Below are 26,253 nucleotides of genomic sequence, written 5' to 3'. Positions count from 1 at the left end.
TCTGTCTCAGCCCTGATGCTGCGTGAGCTGCTGACTGATCTGCTGGTTGATCTGCTGCAGGCCCGGCACCGAGAGGCCGGGAAGCTGGCCCTGGATGGTGCGCAGGACCGACGAATCGTCGCGCACCTTCTCGCTGGACTGCACCAGAACCGTTCCGGCACCGGTGAAGTCGAACTGCCGCTCTTCGCCGGAGTTGATGCCGAACCGCTGTCCGGCGGCCGCGATGAAGCTGTTGACCCACGCCTGGTCGTAGTGGTGGCTCGGTGACGGGCAATCCGACCATCCGACAAGCGCTTCCGGGTCGACGCGCACCGGCGGTTCCACGAACATCACCGGCCCGTTCGACGATGCGAGGAACTTACCGGTGCCGATCAGGGTGAGGAAGCCGGGCACGATCGACTGGTTCAGTGACAGATTCGGCTGGAAGGCCAGCAGATTCGAGGCACGGATCGTGAGATTGCCGTCTTCGAGGTCGTAGGCGTTGATGTCGTACCCGCGGTCGCCGATGATCAGCTTGCCCTGGCCCTCTGCCACCACATAGTCCCCGAGGTAGAGCGGCGCCGAGAACTGTTGCGCCACCATCTGCAGCAGCTGGCCCTGCAGGCCCTGCTGGAGGGAGGTGAACTGCATCTGACCGTAGTAGGCGATCATCGCGCCCTTGGACATGAACCAGGGCTGGTTCAGGTCGATGCAGAACGAATAGTTGTTGTCCGGAACGTTGTCGTCCGATGGCAGGTTCATCGGACTCCACACGGTGTTGAGTTGGCTCACAGCTTCTCCTCCGATGCCTGCACGTAGACGATGCCCTGTCCGGAACACTCCAATTGCATTGCCTCGCCACCGGTACGGCCGACGTTGCGCCAGCTGACGGTCGAGCGGAGGTTGGTGTTGACCTGTCCCGTGGAGCCGACGAAGGCCTGCGGGTCGACGGTCACCGGCGGCTTGTTCGGCGTCACCTCGAGTTCGAAGACCCCGCCGTGGCCGAGGATCACCGCGGACCCCGGGCCGGAGAGCTGCGTCGTGAACATGCCCTGACCGGTGACGGCGCCGGCCGCCGCGGATCGCAGGGCACCGAAGAGGCCACCACCTCCTCCCCCGCCTCCGCCACTCCCGCCCTGGGAGGCCACCGAGACCACCGACACCTGCAGGTTCGCGCCGTAGGCGAGCAGTCGGGAGGCCTCGACGCGGATGGTTCCGCCGACCGCGCCCAGATCGACGACGTGCACCTCGATGCCGAGGAATCCGTAGTGCACCTCGCCCTGCCCCTGCGCGATCATCGTCGACTCGTGCTCGCCGGCGAGCATGCGGCCGGCCATGCCGCCCATCGCACCCAATCCCGGCATGCCGCCGCCCATTCCGGCGCCCGCGATCTGATGCGGCTGGAAGAAGACGTTGCCCTTGTACAAGATCATCGCGCCCTTTCGGGCGACGACGGGCCCGCTTCGACCGATGTCGACGGAGACGATCTTGCTGTTGACCTTGGTGAACATTCGCTACTTCACCCTCACCGCTCGGCCGGCTGGATCGATACGACGCCGCTGCCGTCCCACCGTAGGGAGAAGGCTTCGCCGCCTCCCTGCCCCATGACGGAGCGCCACGAGACGTCGGTGACGAACGACTGGTTCAATTGCCCACGCGCACAGACGAATGCATCCGGATCGACGACCAGCGGATACTGCGGCGACACCTCCAGATGGATCAGCGGACCACCATTGGACAGCAGAGCTATCTGGCCGTACCCACTGACCGTCGTCGTGAACAGTCCCTGGCCCGACGAGGCGCCGCGCACACCTGCGAACGCCACGTTGGTCTGCAGGTTCCCGTTCAGCACCATGAGCTGCTGGGACTCGACCTGCAGTGTCTCGTTGTTGAGTTCGATGATCGTCGTCTCGGCCGCGTTGTGGGCGAAGTAGACGATGCCGTTTCCCGAGGCCTCCATGAGGGACAGGGCTTCACCGGTAGCCCGCTGTTTGAGGCCGGCCAGGACGCCGTCGCCACCACCGAAGCCGGCCGATTTGAACGCGACCTGGCCCTCATAAGCCACCATCGATCCGCTGATCGCGCGGACCGCGGTGTTGTTCAGCCTGGCCTCGACCACGCGTTTGGAGCGTTGTACCAACTGCATTCGACGTGCCTCTCTCGAGCCGCCGGGAGGTCGCCGCTCGACCGCCCTCGTGTGTTCCCCGACGCCATCTCCGCTTCCCGGCACCGGCCCGCGATCGACATCCGGCGCCGCGAGGCGGCCGATTCGACTCCGTCGCGGGTCGGTCGCTCCGGCCACATACCGAGTTGAAAATAGCCGATAGCATCGTGTGGTGCCCGGAAACTTCGTACGTCGTTGGTTCGGCAACGATTCACGCACGAATTCCGCCTCACCTGCATCATCGGAACAAATGACAGCGGCCTTCCTCGAGTCCGAAACCGTCCTCGCCGAGATCGATCCGGCCGTCGGTGTGGTGGCCGCCACCGACCCGCGTTCACAGCTGCGCGGCGAATGGTCTGCGCTCCGCGAACGGCACGCTCAGGTGACCGCCGACTACCTCCGGTTGGTCTCCCCGCCCGCGGGCACACGCGTGGCCCGCCAGGACCTCGAGCGGACCACCGAGGCGCTTCGCACGGTCACGGCGACGATGCGCGGCTTCGCGGAGGCGAACTCAGGTGCACTGCAGCGAGCCCGGGCCACCATGCAGGCAGCAGAAGCCCAGGACCATGGGGCACGCGTCGCCTCGCACCGGGCGATGACGGCTCTCGAGAACGCCGGTCCCGCGGTCGGCCGGCTGCAGTCGGTCACCAAGGCCACCGACGAACTCGACCGTGCCTTGAGAGTTTTCGAGCAGGCTTCGGGCCTGCGTGAACGCCAGTCAGCCGCTGCGACGATCATCACATCGGCACAGCGGCTGGAGAACCTTCTCCGCGAGGCGCCCGCGTTCGCCGACCGCGCGCGCCAGGTCATCCGATCGGTGGAAACCCGTCGCAGCGCCATCGCCACCCGCAGAGCGCAGGTTCCCGACACCCTGTCTGCCTTGCGCCGCGAATTCAGCGCGGACTGTTCGACCGACCTGCAGCGCACCGAGGTCGTCGTCGACGAGCGTCTGGCCCATGCGGATACGGCGATCTCGGCGGCGCGCACGATGCTGGCCGACGCGCCCGACCAGGCAATCGATCAGGCCGATGCCGCCCGAGACGACCTGTCCGTCGCCGAGGCCGCCGTGGACGCCGTCCTGGATCGGCTGCGTCTGCTGCGCGAAGTGCGTGCCGATCCGCAGGGAGCCGAGCGGCGCGTCCGATTCCGACTCCGCGACGCTCAGCTCTTCGCGGTGAATCACTCTCTGGTTGACGAATGGGGCTCGGTACTCGATGCTCAGGCCGACCGGATCGAGCGTGCGAGGGGGGAGCTCGATCGCGTCCACCCTGACTATTGGGGATATCTGACCCAGTTGCGGGCTGTGGACGACCGGATCAGCGAGATAGTTTCCCGGATGAGAGGACAGGTGGCCGCGCGATGACCACCACGGCACGCCACGACGACACCGGGCTCGAGCCCGGAACGATCCGGCACTTCGATCATCTGGGCTTCGCGCTGCGCGAACAGCTCTTCTTCCGGCAACCGGAGCCGATCGATGACACCTGGCCCGCACAGCGACTGGCGATCGCTCTCGGCGCCACGCTCTACGTGCCCGCCACCCGCCCGGATCTCGCCGACGTGATCCGCAAGCGGCGGGCGGAGGGCGTGATCTCGATGGTCATCGACCTCGAGGACGCGATCGCCGACCACGAAGAAGACGACGCCATCGAGCACACGGTCGCCGCTCTCCGCGACATCGCCGAAAAGCCCGGCGATCCGATGCTCCTGTTCGTCCGTCCGCGGTCGGCCGACCGCATCCCGCGGATCGCTGCCGCGCTCGACACTCCGTCGGCCCCGAACACTCCTCCGGCGCTGACCGGCTTCGTGATCCCGAAGTTCAACTCGGCCAACGCCGATGAGGCGCTGGGTGAGGTTGCCCGGGCGAGCGAACTCCTGGGCCGGCACCTGTGGGTGATGCCTGTCCTCGAGTCCGCGGCGGTCGTGCACCGCGAGACGCGCGACGACGAGTTGACCGCCCTGACCGCCAACCTGAGCGAACACCGCGCCAACGTGCTCGCCGTCCGCATCGGTGCCACCGACATCTGCGGCTATTTCGGCATCCGGCGCGACCGTGACCTCACGATCTACGACGTCCGGGTCGCCGCCGACGTGATCGCCGGCATCGTCAACCACCTCGGCCGCAGCGACGAATCCGGTTTCATCGTGACCGGACCGGTGTGGGAGTACTTCGCCGACCACGAACGCATGTTCCAGCCGACGTTGCGCCACACACCTTTTCGCGAGAGTGACGCGGTGTACTTCCGGCAACAACTGGTCAGTCGGGACATGGACGGACTGCTGCGCGAGATCACGCTCGACCGCGCCAACGGGCTCCACGGCAAGACGGTGATCCATCCCGCCCACGTCGCCGCCGTGCACGCCCTGTCCGCGGTGACCCACGAGGAGTACCACGACGCCCTCGACATCCTCGCCGGTGATACCGGCGGTGTGCGGGCGTCCTCCTATCGGAACAAGATGAACGAACTGAAGCCCCACCGGAATTGGGCTCTGCGCGTGATCGACCGGGCGGCCGCGTTCGGCGTGACCCACCAGGGTGTGAGCTTCGTCGATCTACTCACCGCGCTCGCCGACCCGGGACCGGCCGGCCGACGAACGGCGACGCAGTGAGCAGCCACCGGATCGACCGTGAACCCGATTGGGTCACCACCCGTTTCGGCGTCCAGGTGGCGTCCGACGGCACCGGGTGTGCGGGACACGAACTGCGCGACCTGGTCGTCCTCGGTCTGCGCCACAACCGCAGGCGCGCACATCTGCTGGTCTCGACCGTGCTCGGCAAGCACATCCCCACACCCCCCGGTGTCGTGCGCGGCGCGGCCGACGCCCTCGGTGCGGCGATCACCGGCCAGATCGGCGCCGATGCCGCACGGGATTCCGTGGTCTTCGGCTTCGCCGAGACCGCCACGGGACTGGGGCACTGTGTCGCCCAGCGGATCTCCGCGTCTCGCTACCTACATTCGACGCGCCGGCATCTTCCCGGTGTGGTCGTGTCGGGGACCTTCGAGGAAGGGCATTCGCACGCCACCACCCACCTGCTGCAGCCGAGCGATCCGGCATTTCTCGACGCTGCGACGCCCGAGGAGACACTCATCCTCGTCGACGACGAGATCTCCACCGGCACCACGGCCCTGGTCGCGATCGAGACGATCGTCGCAACCCGTCCACGCACGCGGTTCGTCGTGGCCTCGCTCGTGGACATGCGCACACCCGATCAGCGCGCCGAATGCGCCAAGGCCGCTGCGGATCTCGGCGTGGAGGTCTCCTACGTCGCCCTGGCGCACGGCTCGGTCACGTTACCGCCCACGCTGCTCGACGACGTGTGGGAGCTGACCTCGGACGATCTGAATCCCGTGGCACCGGAACGCGCCGACGCCGCCACGCTCACGCTCGAATGGCCGGCGGGAACACCGGACGGTGGCCGTCACGGTTTCGAGCGATCGGATTCGGAGCCGTTCCATCAGGCGACCGAGGCGGCCGCGGAGAGGATCGCACACCACCTCGACCCACAACGGCCCGTCGTCGTGATCGGTCATGAGGAGCTGATGTACGCACCGCTGTGCATCGCCGAGTGCCTCGAGCTGCGCGGCTTCGTGACCGGCTATCAGACCACCACGCGGTCGCCCGCACAGGTCCATGACGTGTCCGGTTACCCGCTGCGTCGCGGATTCCGTTTCGTCGCACCAGAATCCGATCCGGACACGCCGCGCTACGTCTACAACGTCTCGTCGAACGCATTTGCCGATCCCCAGGTCGTGGTCGTGGTCGACACCCCGGCCGACACTCCCGAGCTCCGCGCCCCGGGTGGCCTGCTCGACGTCCTCACCGCCGCCGGCCATCCGGTGACGCTGGCGGTGCTCCCGGCGACCGGGCAGGCACAGCTCGGGGCATCACGGGAGGAGGCGCGCCGATGACCGAACCTGTGACGTCGACTCCCCCCTTGCGCGGTCCGCACTTCGGTTCCTACGCGCCGGACGAGGTGACGTGGTTGCTCAAGGATCTCTCCGATGTCGCGCTCGAAGGTGACCTGCACGAGCGGGAGCGTCGTATCCAGTCGGGTAAGGCGCATTACGCCGAGTCCCTGCCGATCGAGTACCAGCCCGGTCGCGAGTACCAGGATCTCTTCCGGTCGACCTTGCGGTCATCTGCGCAACGACTCGCCGAAGCTGTCGGTGTGGTTGCCGAACTGATTCTCGCCGAACGCCATTCGTCTCCGACGCTGGTGTCGCTCGCGCGCGCCGGCACGCCCGTCGGCATCCTGATCCGCCGATGGATGCAGACGGCCCACGGGATCGAGCCGCAGCACTACACCATCTCGATCGTGCGCGACCGCGGGATCGACACGGTCGCACTGGATCACATCGCGCGGCGCCACCCGGCCGAGTCGGTCGTCTTCGTCGACGGGTGGACCGGGAAGGGCGCGATCCAGCGCGAACTCACCGCGGCCCTGTCCGAATACGCGCAGCTTCCCGGCCGTCCGCACCTGCACGACGAGCTGGCCGTGCTCGCCGACCCCGGCTCCTGCACCACGCTGTACGGCACCCGGGATGATTTCCTCATCGCCTCGGCATGTCTGAATTCGACCGTGTCGGGTCTCGTGTCGCGCACGGTCCTCAACGCCGACCACATCGGTCCGGGAGAGTTCCACGGCGCCAAGTTCTACCGGAATCTGGCGGAGTTCGACGTCTCCGGCGAACTGCTCGACGCGGTGAGCGCCGAGTTCCCCGCTGTCACCGAACGGGTCGGCGCCACCCTGGCCGCCATGACACCGCAGGAGCGGACACCGACGTGGTCGGGCTGGCGCTCCGTCGAACGGATCCAGCTCGACTACGGACTGTCGTCGATCAACCTGGTCAAGCCCGGCGTCGGTGAGACGACACGCGTGCTGCTGCGGCGGGTGCCGTGGCGCGTCCTGGTCCGCGACGACGACCTGCCCGAACACCGCCACATCCGGCTACTGGCCGCCGAACGCGGAGTGCCGGTGGAGGTCTCACCCGATCTCGCCTACTCGTGTGTCGGGCTGATCAAGGAGGACGCGTGAACGTGCTGGTCGCCACCGACCTCGACCGGACGATGATCTATTCGCAGGCCGCCATGGGCGAGGCACAGTTCGCCACGGTCGACGCCGTCTGCGTCGAGATCTACCGCGACGCCCCCCTGTCGTACATGACGACCACCGCCGTCGAACTTCTCGCGCGCCTCGCCGCCGAGGTACCGGTGATCCCGACCACGACTCGGACGCCGGCCCAGTACGAGCGAATCGCACTGCCCGGCAATCCGTTCCGATACGCCGTGGCGAGCAATGGTGGGCGCATCCTGGTCGACGGAGCGGACGACCCGGACTGGCGCCGTGCGGTCGAACGTGCGGTGTCCGAATCCGGCGCGGGGCTCGACGAGGTGCTCACCGAACTCCGCAGCCGCATCGACGAGTCCTGGGTGCGGTCGCTGCGGATCGCCGACGACCTGTTCTGCTACCTCGTCGTCGACCCGGCGGGCCAGCCAGATGAGTTCTTGCCGGCCTGGCAGGACTGGTGCGCGGCGCGCGGGTGGACCGCCTCGCAGCAGGGCCGCAAGATCTACGCGACTCCCGGGTCGGTCACCAAGTCCGCGGCGATCGCCGAGGTCCGTCGCCGGCTCGTCGACGACGGGACGATCACGACCGACGCCGAGCTGTGCGCCGCCGGCGACGGATGGCTGGACACCGATCTCCTGTCGGCCGCCGACCACGCGATCCGACCCCGCCACGGCGAACTCGAGTTGCTCGGCTGGTCGGCACCGGGGCTCACCGTCACCACGGGGACGGGAGCCCTCGCCGGCGTCGAGATCCTCGAATGGTTCCTCGACCGGTGTTCGGTCAGGACGGCATCGGACCCAGGACGTCCGAATGCCCGTGCCGTCGGCACCAGCTGATCAGATATCGCGCATGAAGGCCGCACCAGCGGTACACCGCGGCTTGCGTCAGGGGAGACGATACCGGCTGCTCACCCCGCTCCTCGATGATCGGGCCGAGGTAGTGGCTCGTCACCTTGTTCGCGGTGTTGGGTGAGACCTTGGCCGCGCGTGCCAGGCTCGCGCCATCGGACGCGTTACCCGAGGCGATCGCGCCTGCCAGCCGGCCCGCGGTGTGACCGCGCTGCCCGGCGAACAACTCATACAGCGGGGTTCGACGCGGAGGTCCCGGCTGCTCGGCCACTCCCTGACCCACCGCGACCGCGCGCACGGCGCTCATCAGCGTCGCGAAACCCTCGGACTTCTCGATGACAGCGGCAACCTCGTTCCGCAACCGGGCCTCGTCGACGTGGTCGTCTTCGAGTCCGTGCCCATGGGTCGCGAGGATGACCGGTGCCTGCCGCGCGTGTTTGTCCAGGGCATCGATGGCGTCGAGACCGTCGAAACGCCATTCCAGATCCGGACGGTTCCAGATGAGATCGGCGACCACGACGTCGAAGCGGACATGGCCGGCAACAGAGCGGGTGAACTCGTCCTCGGTGGTGGCCACGGTGACGACAGCCTGCTCGAGGAAACTCTGCAGAGGCCCGGCCACCACGTGACCAAGCGGTGACGCGACCAGCACACGCAAACGGTTCGGCACGTGCATAATTTTGCCCGATACCTGTGACGCATGCGCGATCACGCATTAATTGGACTCATTCGAGCGCATTATGGCCCGAATCGTTGTCAATCAGGCCACCCAGGCAGTGACTTAGCGGTGCAAGTTCGTGACTCTAGAAAAGTAGACGTTGAGAGCAGTTCATCTCTTCGCCCAACCGATCGCAAGCAAGGTCGATCACGGCTTCCGGGGACGCCGGTCCGTCGACCTCGGCGATGTCGGGAGCCGGTAGTGATTCTGTCGACAGAAGGACGGTACCGATGTCAGCCACTCTGGACGAGCTCCGCCGCCCGCAGGAAGCCACCCCCCAGCCCAACGTGTCCCGGATGGCCTCCGTCGGCCGAACCGTTTCGCAGGCCACCGCCCCTCATCCTCACCCTCACCACAGACGCCTCGCCGTTGTCATCGCCGAAGGCGATCTGTTCGACGCCGCACTCGTGGCCCTCGTCGAAGGCGCCGGCTACGGCGCAACACTCGTCGAGCCCGCGCAGATCCGCGCCCTCCGCAACCCAGCCGTCCTCCTCGTGCGTTCGACCGGGATGCTGGCGCTGGTCCGGCGGGCGCCGATGCTGCGCAACGTGCGCGTCGTCTTCCTCGGGGACGGGGTCGCGGGCCGCGACCACATCCGCATCGCGCCCCGCTCACCCGGTGCCGAGTCCGCACTCCGCCAGGCGCTCACCGCGACCATGGGCCCACCCGGACCGTCTACTCCGCCGGCAGCCCAGAACCGGGTGCGCGTGACCGAACGGGAACGCGAGATCCTGCAGACCTACACCCTCGGTTCCACTCTCCGCGAGACATCACAGACGCACCAGATCGCCGAGAGCACGGTGCGTGAGCACTACCGTCGCGTCGTGCGTCGTTATGAAGAGGCCGGGCGTCCCATCGGTAACAAGGCCCAGCTGCTCCTCGAGTTCATGGCCGACGGCTGGGTCCGACCCTGATCGGCACCGTCGAAGGTGACCTAGTGCCCACGACGGGAACGCGGTCAGCGGCGCAGACTGGGGTCATGAGGTCTATGCGGGGCCTCCGACGCCCGTTCACCGTCGCGGCCGGATATCGACGTACCTGGGCCGCCGGGATTCTTGCGCTCATCGAGATCCTCGTCGCATATCAAGCCGTCGACGGTGGACTCGCACTCGCCGACGACCGGTGGCAGATGCCCCGGGAGTGGTTGCACAACACGCCTTTCGACACCTGGACCGGCCCGGGGTTGGTGCTCGTCGCGGCGATCGGCGTGCCCCATGCCCTTGCCGCGATCGCGATCGTCTTCCTGCCCGTCGATCCCCGACTCGGGATAGTCGGTGGCGTGCTGGCCGGCGTATCGCTGGTCACCTGGATCGTCGTCCAGATCGCGGTGCTGCAGATCTTCTTCTTCCTGCAACCGGTGATCGCGGTCATCGGGGTGATCGAGCTCGGCCTGGCTGTTGTCTGGGGTCGCACGCTCGCCCACCGCGGTAGACCGGCACCCGCAGACTCATATCCCACTCGTCCGCTGTCCGCCGCTGCCGAGCGCGGGGCGAAATGACGACACGTCCGTTCCTCGTCGGCATCGGGCTCGCCGCGGCCATGGGCGCGGCGACCATCACCTACTGCACGTGGATCCGACCATGGGTGATGACCTGGGGCGCGACCGACGACGAAGTGGCAGCAGAACTCCCGGGCGACGAGTTGCTGCCGGCCGCCGACGGCGTGGCCACCCGCGCGATCACCATCGACGCACCGCCGGAGGCGATCTACCCATGGCTCGCTCAGATGGGTCCCTCGCCTCGCGGTGGCGCCTACACGTACGACTGGATCGAGAATCTGCTGGGACTCGACATGCACAGCACCGATCAGGTGCTCGAGGAGTTCCAGCACCCCGCGGTGGGCGACACGATCGGCGTCGGGCCCGAGGCATCCCGCGTCGAGATCGCCGATCCCGGCCGGGCGTTCGTCACCCGTACTGCCGACGGCGACTGGGTGTGGTCGTTCACGCTGGTCCCCGCCGGGGAGTCGACGCGGCTGATCAGCCGGAACCGTTTCCGGCTGCCCGGTGTGGGCAAGAAGCTGGCGATGATCCCGATGGAACCCGGGTCGCTGATCATGGAGCGCAAGATGCTCCGCGGGATCAAGGAGCGGGCCGAGGCTCTCGCGCACGCCGGGTGACCTCGCAGGTCGCGGGGGTCCACGGGACGGCATGATCGTCGTGGCACAGTGGGAGGGTGCTGCTGCCGACGTTGACCCCCACTGCCCCGGACGATCCCGACGTGATCCGGATCGGCGAGGATCGGCTCTCACGTGAGGATCTCGTCGGAGCGGCCACTGCCGTGGCGGAGCGGATCGCCGGCGCACGCACCGTCGCGGTGCTGGCGCAGCCGACGGTCGAAACCGTCCTCGCATTGGTCGGCGGCCTGATCGCCGGAGTGCCGGTGGTTCCGGTACCGCCCGACTCGGGTCCGCGCGAGTTCGCGCACATCCTGGCCGATTCGGGCGCCCAGGCCTGGCTGGGGCAGGCACCCGCCGACACGACGTTGCCCGTGGTCCCGGTCCGGCGCTACGCGAAGTCGTGGCACCGTCATCCCGAACCGCACGCCGATTCGACTGCGCTGATCCTCTACACCTCCGGCACCACCGGGCTACCCAAGGGCGTACCGATCACCCGGCAGGCGATCGCCGAGGGACTCGACGCACTCGCCGACGCCTGGCTGTGGACCGCCGATGACACTCTCGCCCACGGTCTTCCGCTTTTCCACGTGCACGGACTGATCCTCGGTGTCCTCGGGCCGCTTCGTCGAGGTGGCCGTCTGATCCACACCGAGAAGCCGACGGCCGCGGGTTACGCGCAGGCCGCCGAAGCCGGCGCGAACATGTTCTTCGGGGTCCCGACCGTGTGGAGCCGCGTCGGTGCGGAGCCCGAGGCGGCCCGTACCCTCTCCGGCGCACGCATTCTCGTGTCGGGCAGTGCACCGCTACCTGTTCCCGTCTTCGACCGGGTCCGCGAGCTCACCGGCCACGAGATCGTCGAACGCTACGGCATGACCGAGACCATGATCACCCTCAGCACCCGAGTCGACGGCGAACGTCGCCCGGGCTGGGTGGGGCTGCCCCTGGCCGGGGTCGAGACCCGTCTCCGGGAGGGCGACGCCGAGGTGGCCCATGACGGCGAATCGGTCGGCGATCTCCACGTACGCGGACCGATGATGTCGTCGGGCTACCTCAACCGCCCCGAGGCGACGGCCGAATCGTGGCTCGAGGACGGGTTCTTCGCCACCGGGGATGTCGCCGTCATCGATCCGGACGGCATGCATCGCATCGTCGGCCGCCGGGCCACCGACCTCATCAAGTCCGGCGGCTTCCGCATCGGCGCCGGCGAGATCGAAACCGTCCTGCTGGCTCATCCGGCCGTGCGCGAAGTCGCGGTGATCGGCGTACCCGACGACTATCTGGGCCAGCGCATCGTCGCGTATGTGGTGGCCGACGAGGTCGCCGACACCGAACTCATCGAGTTCGTCGCCGGTGAGCTCTCCAATCACAAACGGCCGCGCGAGGTCCGCTTCGTCGACTCCCTACCCCGCAACGCGATGGGCAAGGTGCAGAAGAAGCTGCTCGGCTGAGCCTGATCGCTGGCCCCGAAATCCGCCCCGGAAAAGCGCCCCTGGGATCTGCCCCCGAAAAGCGCCCTCAGCAGGGAGTTCGGCGACATATCGTCGTCGTGCGGCCTCTGGAGGGTTGATTTCAGGGGCGGTTCTCGACGCAGTTATCCACAAGACCTGTCTGCGGCGGCCCGACCACGCCAGGTCACCCGACACTGTCCCTCATGGACTACGAGCAACTCGTCGCGCGCTTCGGAGGTGTCTTCTCGACGAATCAGCTGCTGGGAACCGGAGAGACCGCCGAGCAGATCCGACGCGCCGTCGAATGCGGTGCGATCCAGCGGGTCCGGCACGGGTGGTATCAGGTACCCGACGCCGACCCCGAAGTCGTTGCCGCAGTCGCCGACAACACCGTGGTGTCGTGCGCGAGCGCGCTTCGACGTCACGGGCTGTGGATCCCCGAGCATCCGATCGCATCGCACACCCGCGTGACGCGGTACGAGCGTCGCCGAGCCCCCGACCGTTGCCGACGCCACGGCCGCCCGACACCGGCTGGTGCCGCCGTCGACGACGTGGCAACCGCTCTGCAGTACGCCGCGCGCTGCTTCGACGAGGAGGGCTTCATCATTCTGTGCGACTCCGCACTTCACCACGGCAAGCTGAGTGTCGACGACCTCCGCGCCGAATTCCGGCTCGCGCCGTTCTACCTCCGGAAGGCCGTCGAGAAGTGCAATCGACTCGCCGCGTCCGGAACGGAAACCGCCGCTCGTCTGCGGCTGATCAGCGCCGGCCTCGAGGTCAAGGTGCAGCATGAGGTGCCCACAGTCGGCTGGATCGATCTCCTCGTCGGCAACCGGCTGGCCATCGAACTCGACAGCCGGACGCACCACACCGGTGAAGAGGACTACGAACGCGACCGGATCAGGTCCCGCAAGCTCATCCCGCTGGGCTACCTACCGATGCGGCTCACCTACGCGCAGGTGTTCGGTGACTGGGAGACCACCTACGCCGACATCGTGGCCACGGTCCGGAAGGGCTATCACCGCAGCCGGGCCGCCGAATACGAGAACCGCCCCTGAGACCCGCCCTCCAGAGGAGGCCCGACGACACTGTGTCGCCGACGCCGCTCCCGAGGGCGCATTTCGAGGGCCGGTATCAGGGGCGCTTTTCGGGGGCGGTTTTAGTGCCCGGCGCTCAGTTGGCCCAGCCCCGCTCACCCATCCAACCCGTGATGATACCGACCGCCTCTTTGAGGTGCGGGATCTGATCGCGGCCCGAATAGTAGTGTGTCGCACCGGTTATCGTGTGCAGAGTCTTGTCGGGGTGGCCGACGGCGTCGAAAAGCCGGTGGGTGTGGCTGGGTGTGCACGCGTTGTCGGCCGAGTTACCGATGACCAGCGTCGGGACCTCGAGATCCGCGGCACAGCGCGGACCGTCGCCGTGTGCGTCGTCATAACTCCACTGCGACAACCAACTTCGCAGCGTCGTGAACCGTGCCAGGCCGACCGGTCCCATGTTCACGATGCGTGGATCCCCCAGGTAGCAGCCGAGTTCACGGTCGCTCGGGTCGACGGACAGGTCGAGCCACCGCGGGTCGGCCATGGTGCCGTGGACGATGAACCCGCGTTCCATCAACGGCTCACCGCGGCCGCGGAGGTCGGCGAGTTGCTCCTTGACCCACGCGGTGATCCGGCGGTTGCGATCGATCTGCGCGGCCCGGTACCGCTCCAGGAACTCCGCGGTGTAGGGCGGCTGGTTCGGGTTCGCCGGGTTGTAGAGATCCAGCTCGGGATCACGCTTCTCCGGATCGTTTTCGTCGAGGATCGACGGATCCATCCACTCCGTCAGCGTTCCGTGGCGGGACACGTGTGCGGCCAGGAGCATCATGCCGTCGGCCGCAGGCAGATCGAGCCGGGTGAGATCCGGCGGCTCTCCGGCGGGAGTCTCCGTGACCGTCGCATGCTGGGCCTGCTGCTGGTAGTACAGCGACAGCGCACCTCCACCACTCCAACCGGCCAGGATCACCTTCTCGTAGCCGAGCCGTTCCTTGGCGTCCTTCACGCAGGCCCCGAGGTCCTGGACGACCTTCTCCATGATCAGGGCGCTGTCGACGCCGCGATACCGGCTGTTGCAGTAGATGACGTGATGACCCGCGCGGGCCAGCGCATTGGTCATCGGCAGATAGGCGCCGCCACCGATCGGGTGCATGAAGACGATGACGTTCTTCGACGGCACGCCCACCGGTTTCAGGAGGTAGCTCTCCAGGACGACGCTCTCGGTGACGCCGCCGTAGGTGTCCTGGTAGGCCGACGTGTCGTCGAAGACGACGAGGTAGGGAATGCGCTCGTACTCGTGGCGCGGCAACGTGTTCGCCGAACTCATACCTGTGCCTCCTCCTGGACCTCGGCCGATGCCGACCCGGTCATGACCGGGGTCGCGATGAGACGACGACGCGTGTCGATCGCGATGACCTTCCACTCGACACGGTCGAACTCGTCGAACTTCCGGCGCGACCGTTCGCGGGCCTTCTCCGGGATGCCGTGGTGAATACCCTGCGGCGCATGCGAGATCAGGCCGGGAGGCATGCCGATGCCGAACATGCTGCCGCCGTGGAAGAACGCGATCTCGTCAAAGTCGGTGTTGCGGTGGAACCAGGGCAGCCGTTCGGCGCCCTTGCGGGCCTCGGCGGGACGCGGCAGGAAGTTCATCACGTACACGCCCGTAGCCTGCATGAACAGATGCACGGTCGGCGGGAGGTGCACCGACTCCGAGGTGATGACGTCGTAGTCCTCGAGGTTGAAGGTGAACGGGAACAGATCGCCGCGCCACCCCTCGACGTCGAGCGGATGGAACGGATAGAACAGCGTCGTCTGCCCCTCGCGCTGGCGGAACCGAACCTCGTACTCCTCGCGCCCGTCGCCCTCGAAGACCTCGGCCTCGGGGACGGCGACCAGCGACGAATCGAAGGGGAAAAACCGTCCGAGCACGCCCGGCTCCGGGACCCGGTATTCGTCGACAGCCTCGATGATGAGCAGCAGCGACTGGTCGTCGGGGATTTGCCGGTACGTGCATCCCTTGGGGATGTAGACGTAGTCGCCCGGCCGGTAGGACAGCCGGCCGAACTCCGTCTCGAAGTGGCCGGTGCCCTCGTGGACGAAGATCAGTTCGTCGCCGTCGACCGGGCGGAACCAGAATGGCGCGGCCTGGCTGCGGCGGCTGAGCGAGATCCGGCAGTCGTCGTTGTAGAACATCAGCAGCGGCTCACCCGACGGGTCGATCTGATCGGTCGGGGTGAGTTCGGTGACGAAGCGGTCGACGCCGGTGTGGGTACCGACCGCGCGGAACTGCGTCGGATCGTTGCGCCGGTAGAGATGCGCCGTCCGGCCGGTGAATCCGTAGCGGCCGAGCTCGTCGTCTTTGAGGTCCTCGAGGTCACGGTGGACCTGTCGCGGCGTGCGACCCTTCCGGTGCTGGATGAACGATTCCACTGGCTGACTCCTGGTGTGAGCGATCGAGAGCGGACAGACGGGGCGCGGCCTGGCCGGGGAGCAACTCCCGGTGGTTCCCGCGCAGACTTTTCTGATGCTAGATTCAGGTTCAGAATATGACAAGGACCACATCGTTCATCCCGACCTTGCCCGACCGGAGCGAAATACATGCTTCGATGAACGAATCAGTCCTCGGAAGGAGTGTTCGGTGCCGCCGACGAACAAGGGACGCCAGACCGAGGCCGCGTTTCTCGACGCAGCGCGTCGTTGTTTCGCCGACAAGGGCTACCTGAACACCAAGATCTCCGACATCGCGGCCGCCGCGGGCCGCTCCACCGGCTCGTTCTACAACTATTACGACAACAAGGATCAGCTCCTCGAGGCGCTGCTGGACCAGTTCAGCAGCGAAGTCGTCGAGGGTTCTCTCGCCACGAGACACTCGGATCCCGAAGCGGGGGTGCGTGCGGCCGTCACCGCCTACTGGACGACATACAAGAAGTACCTGCCCGAGATCATCGGACTGTTCCAGATGTCCATGCTCGACGACGAGTTCCGGGATCGCTGGCACGCCAACCGTGCGTCGGGCATCAAGCAGGTGCTGGCGGGACTGCACAGCGCGGAACGGGCCGGGTACCACATCGGCCTGCCCCTCGAACCGCTCGCGTCGGCGCTCGTGAACACGCTCGAATCCTCGTGCTGGTCTTGGCTCGCCGTCCGCGGAGGTGTGGTCGGGTCCATCCCCGACGACGACACGGCCATCGACATCCTCACCACCATCTGGTACCGGACGGTGTACCGGTCGGTTCCACACATCCAGCGCTGAATCCGTACAGGATCTGGCTCTTGCGGCACATCGTCGCCGGTTGTGATGCTGGGACGCATGACGATCGACGTCCGGCCCGCAACGACCTTCGCCGACATCGCGACGATGGTCGGGCCCAAGAAACCGACCTCCAACGTGTGCTGGTGCCTGAGTTACCGCATCCCCAGCACGGAGAATCGGGCCCTGCTCCGCGAACAGCGCGGTGAGTTCGTGAAGGAGTTGTGCGACAGCGGGATTCCACTCGGAGTCCTGGCGTACGAGACGATCGACGACACCGAAGAAGTGGTGGGTTGGGCGGCGGTCTCACCGCGTGCCGACACGACCTTCGCCCGCAACCGTAAGATCCCGCACGTCGACGACCTCCCCGTGTGGTCCGCGTGGTGCCTCCGCGTCCGACCCGGCCACCGCAAGAAGGGGATCTCGCGCGCGCTCCTCCAGGGCGCTGTCGAGTTCGCCCGGTCGAACGGGGCGCCGGCCATCGAGGGGTACCCGCTCGACAATCGCGGTAAGAAGGTGGATCTCACGATGGCTTACGTCGGCACCCGCGGGTTGTTCGAGAAAGCCGGGTTCGAGTGGGCGGCCGACACCACCTCTGTGCTGGACGGGTTTCCGCGGGTGGTGATGCGGAAGTCGTTGCGGTGAGGGTGGTTTCGATACTGGTGGTTGAGCCGGTAGCGAGCGCAGCGAGCCACCGCGTCGAAACCTCGCGTCCCTGCAGGTTGAGCCGGTAGCGAGCGCAGCGAGCCACCGCGTCGAAACCTCGCGTCCCTGCAGGTTGAGCCGGTAGCGAGCGCAGCGAGCCACCGCGTCGAAACCTCGCGTCCTGCAGGTTGAGCCGGTAGCGAGCCGAGCGAGCCACCGCGTCGAAACCTCGCGTCCCTGCAGGTTGAGCCGGTAGCGAGCGCAGCGAGCCACCGCGTCGAAACCTCGCGGTCTTGCTGGTTGAGCCGGTAGCGAGCGCAGCGAGCCACCGCGTCGAAACCTCGCGGTCCTGCTGGTTGAGCTGGCCGGGTGGGGTGTGGCCGGCGGGGTTTCGACGCGACGCCTCGCTTCGCTCGGTGTCGGCTCAACCGGCGTGGAGTTGCTTGGTGAGGTGTGGTGGCGGATGGGTTTCGACGCGACGCCTCGCTGCGCTCGGTGTCGGCTCAACCGGCGGGGCACGGCTCGTCGCCTACTCAACCAGCGGGGCACGGCTCGTCGCAGGCTCCTCGCCTACTCAACCAGCGGGGATGAGTCCGCCCAGATCGCCGTTCGGGACATGAATCCAGCCCTCCCGCGACGCAACCGCACGGTCTTCCGCTGATGGCAGCGATGTCCGCCCCAACGCTGCGGCGCGGGCGATCAGCGCGGTGATGACGGCGTCGAAGGCGTCGTCGTCACGAACCATGAGGTCTGTGTGAGCGCCCGGTTCCAGCCACGGCGCCGCCGTCCGTAGCGCATCGACGAGCTCGGTCAACACGGTCCGGTTGGCGGCGCGTTTGTAACCCCGTGAGATGAGTCCCCAGCGTTTGAGTGCTCCGGCCGGGTAGGCCTCGACCGCCCAGCCGTCGACGCGGTCCCGGACACCGAGATCGGCGAGGAGGCCCGCACAGCGGAAGGCGACATGGGCGATCTGGTCGGCGGACACGCTGAGGGGTCGACCCAGCCCCGACTCGGCGATCCAGAGGTCGGTACGACGCAGCGCCAGCGGACGTCGATTCGCGATATCGTCGAGCCGACGGCCCGGTTTCGACTCTTGGTGATGATGTGCGACAACGAATTCCACGAAGTCATCCGGCCAGCCGAAGGGTGAATCGATTCCGATGCGGGTCGCACCGTCGACGAGGCGTCGGATCTCGGCGTCGTCGGCTCCGACGACCAGCTCGGTCAGTTCGGCCCGGTCGTCGAACCAGTCGAGGACCGCGACCGCGGTCTTGGCCGGCGATGCGGACAGGTCGACACCGACCGTCCGCATCGCCGGGGGCATGCTCAGAATTTGCCGTCGAGGAATTCCGCGTAGGCGGGAAGATCGAGCTGGCCGTGGCCCGACAGGCCGATGACCACGACCTCTTCCTTGTCACTGTCGGCGACGTGGGCGGCACACGCGGCGATGGCATGCGTCGACTCCGGGGCCGGGACGATACCCTGCGTCCGCGCGAACTGCACGCCCGCGCTGAACGCATCGTGCTGGGTGATCGCAACGCCCTGAACGAGTCCGAGCTCGACCGTGTGGCTCAGCGCCGGTGCCATACCGTGGTAGCGCAGACCACCAGCATGGATCGGATCCGGAACGAAATCCATTCCGAGCGTGTGCATCTTGAGCAGCGGCGTGAGACCGGCGACATCGCCGTGGTCGTAGCGGTACTCACCCTGGGTGATGGACGGGCAGGCGGCCGGCTCGGCCGCGACCACGCGCGGGTTCGACCGTCCGTGCAGCTTCTCCCGCAGGAACCGGAAGGAGAGTCCCGCGAGATTGGAACCGCCACCGGCACAACCGAAGACGATGTCCGCTCCGCCGGGTTCGACGGCGTTGAGCTGATCGACGGCCTCCACGCCGATGACGCTCTGGTGCAGCACGACGTGGTTGAGCACGCTGCCGAGTGCGTAGCGGGTGTCCGGATCGGAAGCGGCGACCTCGACCGCCTCACTGACCGCCATGCCGAGGCTGCCCGTGGTGTTCGGGTCCTTGGCGAGCATCGCCCGTCCCGACTCGGTCAGGTCCGAGGGGCTCGGGTGGATCGTGCCGCCGTAGGTGCGGATCAGGAAGCCACGATACGGCTTCGAGCTGTACGAGGCGCGCACCTGCCAGACCTCGACGTCGATGCCGAACTGCGCACCCGCGAAGGCGAGCGCGCTACCCCACTGCCCGGCACCGGTCTCGGTCGTCAGCTTGGTGACGCCGTCGAGGCTGTTGTAATAGGCCTGCGCGACAGCGGAATTGGTTTTGTGGCTGCCGACCGGGCTGACGCCCTCGTACTTGACGTAGATGCGCGCCTTGGTGTTGAGCGCCTGCTCGAAGCGACGTGCGCGGATCAGCGGCGACGGGCGCCACATCTGGTAGATCTCGCGGACCGGTTCGGGGATCTCGATGTAGGCCTCAGAGGAGACCTCCTGCGCGATGAGTCCGCTGGGGAACAACGCGGCGAGATCCTCGGGACCCACCGGCTCCTTGGTGCCGGGATGCAGATGCGGGGGAATCGGTGTCTCGAGCTCGGCGGCGAGGTTGTACCAGTGCGTCGGCACACCGACCGTCACCAGGTCGGGATTGGTGGCGTCTACTTGCGTGGTCATGGTCGTCCACTCTAGTGCGCGCGGCCTGTGACGTACCCCGGCCGTGGCATTCTCAGGTCACGATTTGGGGGGTCGATGGTCCTGGCGAGGACGGCATCGACGATCGGTAGAAGAAGTGGTGCCCTGGCGCGCGCTACCTCTGCGAAATCCCTAATCGGGGAGCATCGGGGCGTCGTCGCCGTGGTGACGGCCGATCAGCACGGCGCGGGTGACCGAATCCCGGCCGAACCGGTCGCGCAGAAGATCCATCGTGGCGTCGAGCTGTTCGGCATGATCGGTGTCGAACGGCAGGGTCAGCTGAATGTTGTCGTGGTCGTCGAGGTTGGTCAGCGACAATCCGACGAGAGTGCAGCCGCGCTCCCGGATGATCGGCATCGCGTCGGCGAGGAGGCCACGCGCCGACGCCATGATGAGGTCGGTGCGGTCGGTGGGCTCAGGGAGGGTGCGGGAGCGGGTCGCGCGGGCGAAGTCATCGAAACGCAGCCGCAGAACGACTGTGCGACAGACCCTCTCGGCCGTCCGCAACCGCTTACCGAGGCGTTCGACGATCGCCACGATGGTCGCCTCGAGGTCGGCCTCGGACTTGGGCCGACGCCCGAGCGCGCGTTGCGAACCGATCGAGGACCGGCGCTTACCGGTCTCGACCCGACGCGGGTCCTGCGCCATCGAGAGGGCGAACAGGTGCCGTCCCGCGCCCGATCCGACGACCGCGCGTAGCGATCGCTCACCCATCGCGGCCAGCTGACCGACGGTCTCGACTCCGGCGTCGTGCAGCTTGGACTCCGTCACCGGCCCGACGCCCCACAGCCGACGCACCGGCAGGGGATGGAGAAACGCGAGCTCGGTGCCGGGCGCGACGATCAGCAGACCGTCGGGCTTGCCGACGGCGCTCGCCACCTTCGCCAGGAACTTGCTGCGCGCACCACCGACGGTGATCGGCAGGCCGACCTCCTCACGCACTCGAACCCGGATCGTCGAGGCGATGTCGTGCGGGGTCCCGCTGATCCGGCCCAGGCCGCCGACGTCGAGGAATGCCTCGTCGACCGAGATGCCCTCGACCACCGGAGTGGTGTCATGGAAGATGTCGAAGACCTCGCGGCTGGCCTCCATGTAGGCGTCGAACCGGGGCCGGACGACCACGGCATCAGGGCACAGCGCCCGAGCCTCGTGACCGGGCATCGGCGACCGCACCCCCCTCGCCTTCGCCTCGTAGCTCGCGGCCAGCACAACTCCCCCGCCGACCAGCACCGGGCGACCGCGCAAGGACGGGTCGTCCCGTTGCTCCACCGATGCGTAGAAGGAGTCGAGATCGGCATGCAGGATCGTTGCCTCCTGCCGCTCCCGCCGCTCGATCCGCATAGAACATATGTTCGCATACCGGTGCGACAACCCGGCCCTACCGGCGATGACACTCGGCCGGACCACCTCAGGTCGGTTCGGCCTCGTCGATCTCGTCGAGCACGCAGTCGCGGATCGCCGTCAGATCCATCTCGTACCTCACTCCGCCGGCGTTCTCGTACTCGACGAGTCGCGCGGCCGCCCGATCGTAGAGGCGTCGGGCACCGACAGTGTTTCCGCGTCGATGATGCGTCAGCGCCACGCAGAGCTGGGCGAGCCCCTGCCACAGGGGACGTTCCTTGGCCGGACAGGACTTCCATCGCGTCTCGAACACCTCGTGGGCGGAGAACGGCCGGCCGTCCTCGAGCAGCCGCCACGCGAATGCGATCGTCTCGTGCGGTGGCAACGGCTCCTCGGGCACCGGCTCGACGCCCGGCGCACCGTACGGCAGCGGGCGACCCAGTTCGTCACGCGGCCGAGCCTGTCGGGCGCGACCGTCGGGATCCCGATCTCGGTCTTTTCCCATGGGCCACATCTCCATCGCGTCGATCTCCGATTCGTGCTGTCCTTCGACTGTGACAGACGCCCTGCGCAGGTGCCGGACGCGGCAGGGGGTGTGTGCCACCGCCGGGATTGCAGCAGTCATTCTGATGAGGTGATGACCCCCACTTCGAACACCGTCGACGGAGTGCTGCGCCGCACTGCCGCGAGATTCCCCGACCGCGCCGCCCTGCATTTCGGCGACGACACCCTCACCTACCGCGAACTCGACGACGCGGTGACCCGCGCCGCCGCGCACCTCCTCTCCCTCGGCCTGGCCAAGGGTGATCGCGTGGCCGGCTACGGCACCAACTCGCACGCCTACGTCATCGGCTACCTCGCCGCGGCGCGTGCCGGACTCGTGCACGTGCCGATCAACTACGCGTTGCGCGGCGGCGAGCTGAGCTACCTCCTCGAGCAGTCCGGTGCGCGGGCCGTGCTCGTCGACCCGGGTCTCACCGACAACCTCGACGCCGTCATCGACGTCGTGCCGGCCGAGTTCGTGCTCCCCCTGCGCGACGCCGATGATTCGCTGATCGCCATCGCCACCGCGGGAGACGTGCCCGCACTGGACGTCGCGGTGGAGGACACCAACCTGGTCCAGTTCCTCTACACCTCGGGCACGACGTCGAAACCCAAGGGCGCCATGATGACCCACCGCGCGCTCATCCACGAGTACACCTCGTCGATCATCGCCCTGGATCTCGACTCCGAGGACAACCCGCTGATCTGCATGCCGCTCTACCACTCGGCGGGAATGCACGTCTTCATGGTTCCGTACCTGGCGGTGGGCGCCACGGTCCGGCTGATGCCGGCACCGGACATCCCCGAGATCCTGCGCCTCGTCGAGGAATACAAGATCGGTTCGCTGTTCCTGGCACCGACGGTGTGGGTGCCGTTGGCCGCGCATCCCGACCTCGAGACCCGCGACCTGTCGTCGTTGCGGAAGGCGCAGTACGGCGCGTCGATCATGCCGGTCACCGTCCTGCAGCGCCTCCGCGAGCGCTACCCCGATCTGGGCTTCTACAACTGCTTCGGCCAGTCCGAGATCGGTCCGCTGGCAACGGTTCTCCGCCCCGAGGAGCACGACGCCCGACCCGCCTCGTGCGGCCGGCCGGTGTTCTTCGTCGAGACCCGCGTCGTCGACGCCGACGGCAACGACGTGCCCGTCGGTGAGCCGGGTGAGATCCTGTACCGCTCACCGCAGCTGTGCCAGGGCTACTGGGACAACCCGGCCGCGACCGACGAGGCCTTCCGGGGCGGCTGGTTCCACTCCGGTGACCTCGTCACGCGCGACGAGGAGGGTTACGTCACCGTCGTCGACCGCATCAAGGACGTCATCAACACCGGTGGCATCCTCGTCGCCTCACGCGAGGTCGAGGATGCGATCTACACCCACGACGCCGTGGCGGAGGTCGCGGTGATCGGCACCCCGGACGACAAGTGGATCGAGGCGATCACCGCGGTCGTCGTGCTGCGCGCCGAGGCTGCGGTCACCGAGGCCGAGCTGATCGACCACGTCAAGCAACAGCTCGCGCCGTTCAAGGTCCCGAAGCTGGTGAAGTTCGTCGAGGAACTGCCGCGCAACCAGAGCGGCAAGCTGCTCAAGCGGGAGCTGCGCGCCTAGAGATCCGCTGTCCGACCAGATCAGGTTGCGTTTGTGCCCGCACTCCGGGATCAAACGCAACCTGATCACTTTCGCGGGCCACTACGGTGGGTTCATGACCAACCGAACAGAGACGGGCGTCGAAGCCGACATCAAGCCGCGCAGTCGCGACGTCACGGACGGCCTGGAGAAGACCGCCGCCCGTGGCATGCTCCGCGCGGTGGGCATGGGCGACGACGACTGGGCGAAACCCCAGATCGGAGTGGGGTCGTCGTGGAACGAGATCACCCCGTGCAACCTCTCGCTCGACCGGCTGGCCAAGGCCGTCAAGGGCGGCGTCCACGAGGGCGGCGGTTATCCCCTCGAATTCGGCACCATCTCGGTCTCCGACGGCATCTCGATGGGTCACGAGGGCATGCACTTCTCGTTGGTCTCCCGCGAGGTGATCGCCGACAGCGTGGAAACCGTGATGAGTGCCGAACGGCTCGACGGTTCGGTGCTGCTCGCCGGCTGCGACAAGTCCCTGCCCGGCATGCTCATGGCCGCCGCCCGGCTCGATCTCGCGTCGGTGTTCCTCTACGCCGGGTCGACGCTGCCCGGATACGCCACGCTGTCCGACGGCGAAGAACGTCAGGTCACCATCATCGACGCCTTCGAGGCGGTGGGCGCATGCGCCCGCGGGCTCATGAGCCGCGAGGACGTCGACACCATCGAACGCGCCATCTGCCCGGGTGAGGGTGCGTGCGGCGGCATGTACACGGCCAACACGATGGCCAGCGCCGCCGAGGCACTCGGGATGTCCCTACCCGGCAGCGCTGCTCCCCCGGCTCCGGACAAGCGACGGGACCAGTTCGCCCGGCAGAGCGGAGTGGCCGTCGTCGAGATGCTGCGCCGCGGAATCACCGCGCGCGACATCATGACCCGCGAGGCCTTCGAGAACGCGATCGCCGTCGTGATGGCGTTCGGCGGGTCCACCAACGCGGTGCTCCACCTGCTCGCCATCGCCAACGAGGCCGAGGTCGAGTTGTCGCTCGACGATTTCATCCGCGTGGGCGCCCGCGTCCCTCACCTCGCCGACGTCAAACCGTTCGGGCGGCACGTGATGACCGACGTCGACCGCATCGGTGGTGTGCCGGTGGTGATGAAGGCCCTCCTCGACGCCGGGCTGCTGCACGGCGACTGCCTGACGGTGACCGGCAAGACGGTCGCGGAGAACCTCGCGCACATCGCCCCGCCCGACCCCGACGGACAGGTCCTGCGCGCCACCAAGTCGCCCATCCACCCGACCGGGGGCATCACCATCCTCAAGGGATCGCTGGCTCCGGAAGGGGCCGTGGTGAAGTCGGCGGGCTTCGACTCCGACGTATTCGAGGGCACCGCACGGGTTTTCGACCGCGAGCGCGCCGCCATGGATGCACTCGAGGACGGCACGATCACCGCCGGCGACGTCGTCGTCATCCGCTACGAAGGCCCCAAGGGCGGACCGGGGATGCGCGAGATGCTGGCCATCACCGGCGCCATCAAGGGCGCGGGCCTCGGCAAGGACGTCCTCCTGATGACCGACGGCCGGTTCTCGGGCGGCACTACTGGTCTGTGCGTGGGCCACGTTGCACCGGAGGCCGTCGACGGTGGCCCCATCGCCCTGGTCCGCGACGGGGATCGCATCCGCCTCGACGTGGGTCGCGGCCTCCTCGACCTTCTCGTCGACGACGCCGAACTCGAGGCTCGCGCAAAGGAGTTCACTCCCCTGCCACCCCGGTACACGCGTGGCGTCCTGGCGAAGTACTCGAAGCTGGTCACGTCCGCTTCGCAGGGAGCCGTCTGCCGCTGACGGCCCCCTGCGGAGCTGCTCTACCGGCGAGGCTCGATCAGTCGTCGACGACGATGACGTTGACGTCGATGTTGCCGCGGGTGGCGTTGGAGTAGGGGCAGACCTGATGCGCACGGTCGGCGAGAGCCTGCGCCTGGTCCTGGGGAAGGTCGGGGATGACGACCTCGAGAGTGACAGCGAGCTGGAAGCCGCCCTGCTCGTCGGCGCCGATGCCGACCTTGGCACCGACGCTCGAATCGCCCAGCGTGGCCTTGGCCTCGCGCGCCACCGCCTGCAGGGCGGAGTGGAAGCAGGCGGCATAACCCGCGGCGAAGAGCAGCTCGGGGTTGGCGGCACCGCCGGCACCACCCATCTCGCGCGGAATGGCGAGGTCGGTGTCGACGAAGCCGTCGGTGGTGCGGACGTGGCCGTTGCGCCCCGCGCCGGTGGCCAGGGCTTCTGCGGTGTAGAGGGTGTTCATGATTGTCTCCTTCAACTGGTTGGCGATGACTTGACTCCCTTGATCAGTTACGCGGCAGCCGGCCGCGCGCCTGATCGGTGACCTTGTGCGCCAGCGCATGCAGGGTCGACGCCTCGTCGTAGGTGAGGTCCAGGTTGTCCACCAGGCATCCTTGGATCCGGCCGCCCTGGCTACGCAGCGCATCCCCTTCCCGGGTCAGGTGGACATGAACCACACGGGCATCCTCGGCCGAAGGTTCGCGGGCGATGTACCCGGCCCGCTCGAGACGACGGAGTAGCGGCGACAACGTGCCGCTGTCGAGCTGGAGCCGCTCGCCCAGTTCCCGCACGGTGAGCCCGTCCTGTTCCCAGAGGGCGAGCAGCACGAGGTACTGGGGAAACGTGAGCCCGAACTCGGACAGCACCTCTCGGTAGAGGCCGGTGACAGCCCGGGTGGCGGCATACAACGAGAAACAGAGCTGTCGGTCGAGGGGCTCCGGATTGGTGGGCACGTTCCAGAACAGTAGTGCACAACTTAATTGTGCACAACCTAGTTTCCGCCTGCGCGTCGCGACGACATCACCCGTCCGTGTC

Annotated in this window: 26 protein-coding genes; 14 read left to right on the top strand and 12 right to left on the bottom strand. The window is 67.5% G+C overall.

What is annotated here, in order from left to right:
• Positions 1–6: 6 nt before the first annotated feature.
• From IHQ52_RS04705 to IHQ52_RS04695, 3 genes are read right to left on the bottom strand one after another with little or no spacing between them, the layout of a single operon-like run.
• On the bottom strand, positions 7–771 hold the full coding sequence (locus IHQ52_RS04705; protein WP_024499095.1) for an AIM24 family protein: 765 nt from the start codon (positions 769–771) through the stop codon (positions 7–9).
• On the bottom strand, positions 768–1,490 hold the full coding sequence (locus IHQ52_RS04700) for an AIM24 family protein (RefSeq protein ID WP_024499094.1): 723 nt from the start codon (positions 1,488–1,490) through the stop codon (positions 768–770). Before IHQ52_RS04700 ends, IHQ52_RS04705 begins: the two co-directional genes overlap by 4 nt.
• A 14-nt stretch (positions 1,491–1,504) precedes the next feature.
• Positions 1,505–2,125, bottom strand: coding sequence for an AIM24 family protein (locus IHQ52_RS04695; protein ID WP_006438591.1), 621 nt, complete (start codon positions 2,123–2,125; stop codon positions 1,505–1,507).
• 268 nt (positions 2,126–2,393) lie between these two features.
• Here IHQ52_RS04695 and IHQ52_RS04690 point away from each other — a divergent pair, with 268 nt between their 5' ends.
• Genes IHQ52_RS04690 through IHQ52_RS04670 form a run of 5 tightly spaced genes read left to right on the top strand, consistent with a single transcriptional unit; the run spans position 2,394 to position 8,050 of the window.
• Entirely contained in the window at positions 2,394–3,506 is a 1,113-nt protein-coding gene (locus IHQ52_RS04690; RefSeq protein WP_024499093.1) for a coiled-coil domain-containing protein, read from the top strand.
• On the top strand, positions 3,503–4,753 hold the full coding sequence (locus IHQ52_RS04685; RefSeq protein ID WP_024499092.1) for an HpcH/HpaI aldolase/citrate lyase family protein: 1,251 nt from the start codon (positions 3,503–3,505) through the stop codon (positions 4,751–4,753). The genes IHQ52_RS04690 and IHQ52_RS04685 overlap by 4 nt, the downstream gene beginning before the upstream one ends.
• The gene (locus tag IHQ52_RS04680; RefSeq protein WP_024499091.1) at positions 4,750–6,054 is read left to right on the top strand and encodes a phosphoribosyltransferase family protein; all 1,305 of its coding nucleotides are present in this window, start codon (positions 4,750–4,752) and stop codon (positions 6,052–6,054) included. The genes IHQ52_RS04685 and IHQ52_RS04680 overlap by 4 nt, the downstream gene beginning before the upstream one ends.
• Positions 6,051–7,181, top strand: coding sequence for a cysteine protease StiP family protein (locus IHQ52_RS04675; RefSeq protein WP_024499090.1), 1,131 nt, complete (start codon positions 6,051–6,053; stop codon positions 7,179–7,181). Before IHQ52_RS04680 ends, IHQ52_RS04675 begins: the two co-directional genes overlap by 4 nt.
• A complete protein-coding gene (locus tag IHQ52_RS04670) occupies positions 7,178–8,050 on the top strand; it encodes a hypothetical protein (protein ID WP_024499089.1) in 873 nt (290 codons plus the stop codon). The genes IHQ52_RS04675 and IHQ52_RS04670 overlap by 4 nt, the downstream gene beginning before the upstream one ends.
• On the opposite strand, the gene IHQ52_RS04665 is transcribed toward IHQ52_RS04670, so the two are convergent.
• A complete protein-coding gene (locus IHQ52_RS04665) occupies positions 7,995–8,738 on the bottom strand; it encodes an MSMEG_1198 family transcriptional regulator (protein WP_024499088.1) in 744 nt (247 codons plus the stop codon). The genes IHQ52_RS04670 and IHQ52_RS04665 overlap by 56 nt on opposite strands.
• 272 nt (positions 8,739–9,010) lie before the next feature.
• Between IHQ52_RS04665 and IHQ52_RS04660 the strand changes: the two genes are divergently transcribed.
• The 5 genes from IHQ52_RS04660 to IHQ52_RS04640 all read left to right on the top strand — a co-directional run bounded on the left by IHQ52_RS04660 (position 9,011) and on the right by IHQ52_RS04640 (position 13,404).
• Complete coding sequence (locus IHQ52_RS04660) at positions 9,011–9,694, top strand: helix-turn-helix transcriptional regulator (RefSeq protein WP_024499087.1); 684 nt, start codon at positions 9,011–9,013, stop codon at positions 9,692–9,694.
• Positions 9,695–9,759: 65 nt separating this feature from the next.
• Positions 9,760–10,278, top strand: coding sequence for a hypothetical protein (locus tag IHQ52_RS04655; protein WP_316249308.1), 519 nt, complete (start codon positions 9,760–9,762; stop codon positions 10,276–10,278).
• Positions 10,275–10,898, top strand: a complete 624-nt coding sequence (locus IHQ52_RS04650; protein ID WP_024499085.1) for an SRPBCC family protein — start codon at positions 10,275–10,277, stop codon at positions 10,896–10,898. The genes IHQ52_RS04655 and IHQ52_RS04650 overlap by 4 nt, the downstream gene beginning before the upstream one ends.
• Before the next feature lie 56 nt (positions 10,899–10,954).
• The gene (locus IHQ52_RS04645; protein ID WP_024499084.1) at positions 10,955–12,346 is read left to right on the top strand and encodes an acyl-CoA synthetase; all 1,392 of its coding nucleotides are present in this window, start codon (positions 10,955–10,957) and stop codon (positions 12,344–12,346) included.
• A gap of 203 nt (positions 12,347–12,549) precedes the next feature.
• Entirely contained in the window at positions 12,550–13,404 is an 855-nt protein-coding gene (locus IHQ52_RS04640) for a type IV toxin-antitoxin system AbiEi family antitoxin domain-containing protein (RefSeq protein ID WP_024499083.1), read from the top strand.
• 115 nt (positions 13,405–13,519) lie between these two features.
• Here IHQ52_RS04640 and IHQ52_RS04635 read toward each other — a convergent pair whose 3' ends face one another.
• Both IHQ52_RS04635 and IHQ52_RS04630 read right to left on the bottom strand, forming a co-directional pair.
• A complete protein-coding gene (locus IHQ52_RS04635; RefSeq protein ID WP_024499082.1) occupies positions 13,520–14,707 on the bottom strand; it encodes an alpha/beta fold hydrolase in 1,188 nt (395 codons plus the stop codon).
• The gene (locus IHQ52_RS04630; protein WP_024499081.1) at positions 14,704–15,813 is read right to left on the bottom strand and encodes a homogentisate 1,2-dioxygenase; all 1,110 of its coding nucleotides are present in this window, start codon (positions 15,811–15,813) and stop codon (positions 14,704–14,706) included. The genes IHQ52_RS04635 and IHQ52_RS04630 overlap by 4 nt, the downstream gene beginning before the upstream one ends.
• A 208-nt stretch (positions 15,814–16,021) precedes the next feature.
• On the opposite strand from IHQ52_RS04630, the gene IHQ52_RS04625 reads away from it, so the two are divergent.
• Positions 16,022–16,636 carry a TetR/AcrR family transcriptional regulator gene (locus tag IHQ52_RS04625; protein WP_024499080.1) on the top strand — a complete coding sequence of 205 codons (615 nt, stop codon included), beginning with the start codon at positions 16,022–16,024 and terminating at the stop codon, positions 16,634–16,636.
• 57 nt (positions 16,637–16,693) lie between these two features.
• Positions 16,694–17,278 (top strand): GNAT family N-acetyltransferase, encoded by a 585-nt coding sequence (locus tag IHQ52_RS04620; protein ID WP_024499079.1) that lies wholly within the window; start codon positions 16,694–16,696, stop codon positions 17,276–17,278.
• A gap of 574 nt (positions 17,279–17,852) precedes the next feature.
• Here the strand turns inward: IHQ52_RS04620 and IHQ52_RS04615 are convergent.
• The 4 genes from IHQ52_RS04615 to IHQ52_RS04600 form a co-directional block, all read right to left on the bottom strand.
• Positions 17,853–18,602, bottom strand: a complete 750-nt coding sequence (locus IHQ52_RS04615; RefSeq protein ID WP_035760549.1) for a DUF429 domain-containing protein — start codon at positions 18,600–18,602, stop codon at positions 17,853–17,855.
• A gap of 2 nt (positions 18,603–18,604) precedes the next feature.
• Complete coding sequence (locus IHQ52_RS04610) at positions 18,605–19,906, bottom strand: TrpB-like pyridoxal phosphate-dependent enzyme (protein ID WP_024499077.1); 1,302 nt, start codon at positions 19,904–19,906, stop codon at positions 18,605–18,607.
• Positions 19,907–20,056: 150 nt separating this feature from the next.
• Complete coding sequence (dinB, locus tag IHQ52_RS04605) at positions 20,057–21,265, bottom strand: DNA polymerase IV (RefSeq protein WP_024499076.1); 1,209 nt, start codon at positions 21,263–21,265, stop codon at positions 20,057–20,059.
• 67 nt (positions 21,266–21,332) lie between these two features.
• On the bottom strand, positions 21,333–21,770 hold the full coding sequence (locus tag IHQ52_RS04600) for a DUF309 domain-containing protein (RefSeq protein ID WP_024499075.1): 438 nt from the start codon (positions 21,768–21,770) through the stop codon (positions 21,333–21,335).
• 132 nt (positions 21,771–21,902) lie between these two features.
• On the opposite strand from IHQ52_RS04600, the gene IHQ52_RS04595 reads away from it, so the two are divergent.
• Positions 21,903–23,411, top strand: coding sequence for an acyl-CoA synthetase (locus tag IHQ52_RS04595; RefSeq protein WP_024499074.1), 1,509 nt, complete (start codon positions 21,903–21,905; stop codon positions 23,409–23,411).
• A gap of 94 nt (positions 23,412–23,505) precedes the next feature.
• Positions 23,506–25,221, top strand: a complete 1,716-nt coding sequence (gene ilvD, locus IHQ52_RS04590; RefSeq protein WP_024499073.1) for a dihydroxy-acid dehydratase — start codon at positions 23,506–23,508, stop codon at positions 25,219–25,221.
• Positions 25,222–25,258: 37 nt separating this feature from the next.
• On the opposite strand, the gene IHQ52_RS04585 is transcribed toward ilvD, so the two are convergent.
• The gene (locus IHQ52_RS04585) at positions 25,259–25,681 is read right to left on the bottom strand and encodes an organic hydroperoxide resistance protein (RefSeq protein WP_024499072.1); all 423 of its coding nucleotides are present in this window, start codon (positions 25,679–25,681) and stop codon (positions 25,259–25,261) included.
• 43 nt (positions 25,682–25,724) lie between these two features.
• Positions 25,725–26,171 (bottom strand): MarR family winged helix-turn-helix transcriptional regulator, encoded by a 447-nt coding sequence (locus IHQ52_RS04580; protein ID WP_024499071.1) that lies wholly within the window; start codon positions 26,169–26,171, stop codon positions 25,725–25,727.
• Positions 26,172–26,253: the final 82 nt, after the last annotated feature.

This window comes from Gordonia amicalis, from assembly GCF_022059885.1.
In the GTDB taxonomy this organism is placed as follows: domain Bacteria; phylum Actinomycetota; class Actinomycetes; order Mycobacteriales; family Mycobacteriaceae; genus Gordonia; species Gordonia amicalis.
This window is presented reverse-complemented; position numbering and strand designations above follow the sequence as displayed.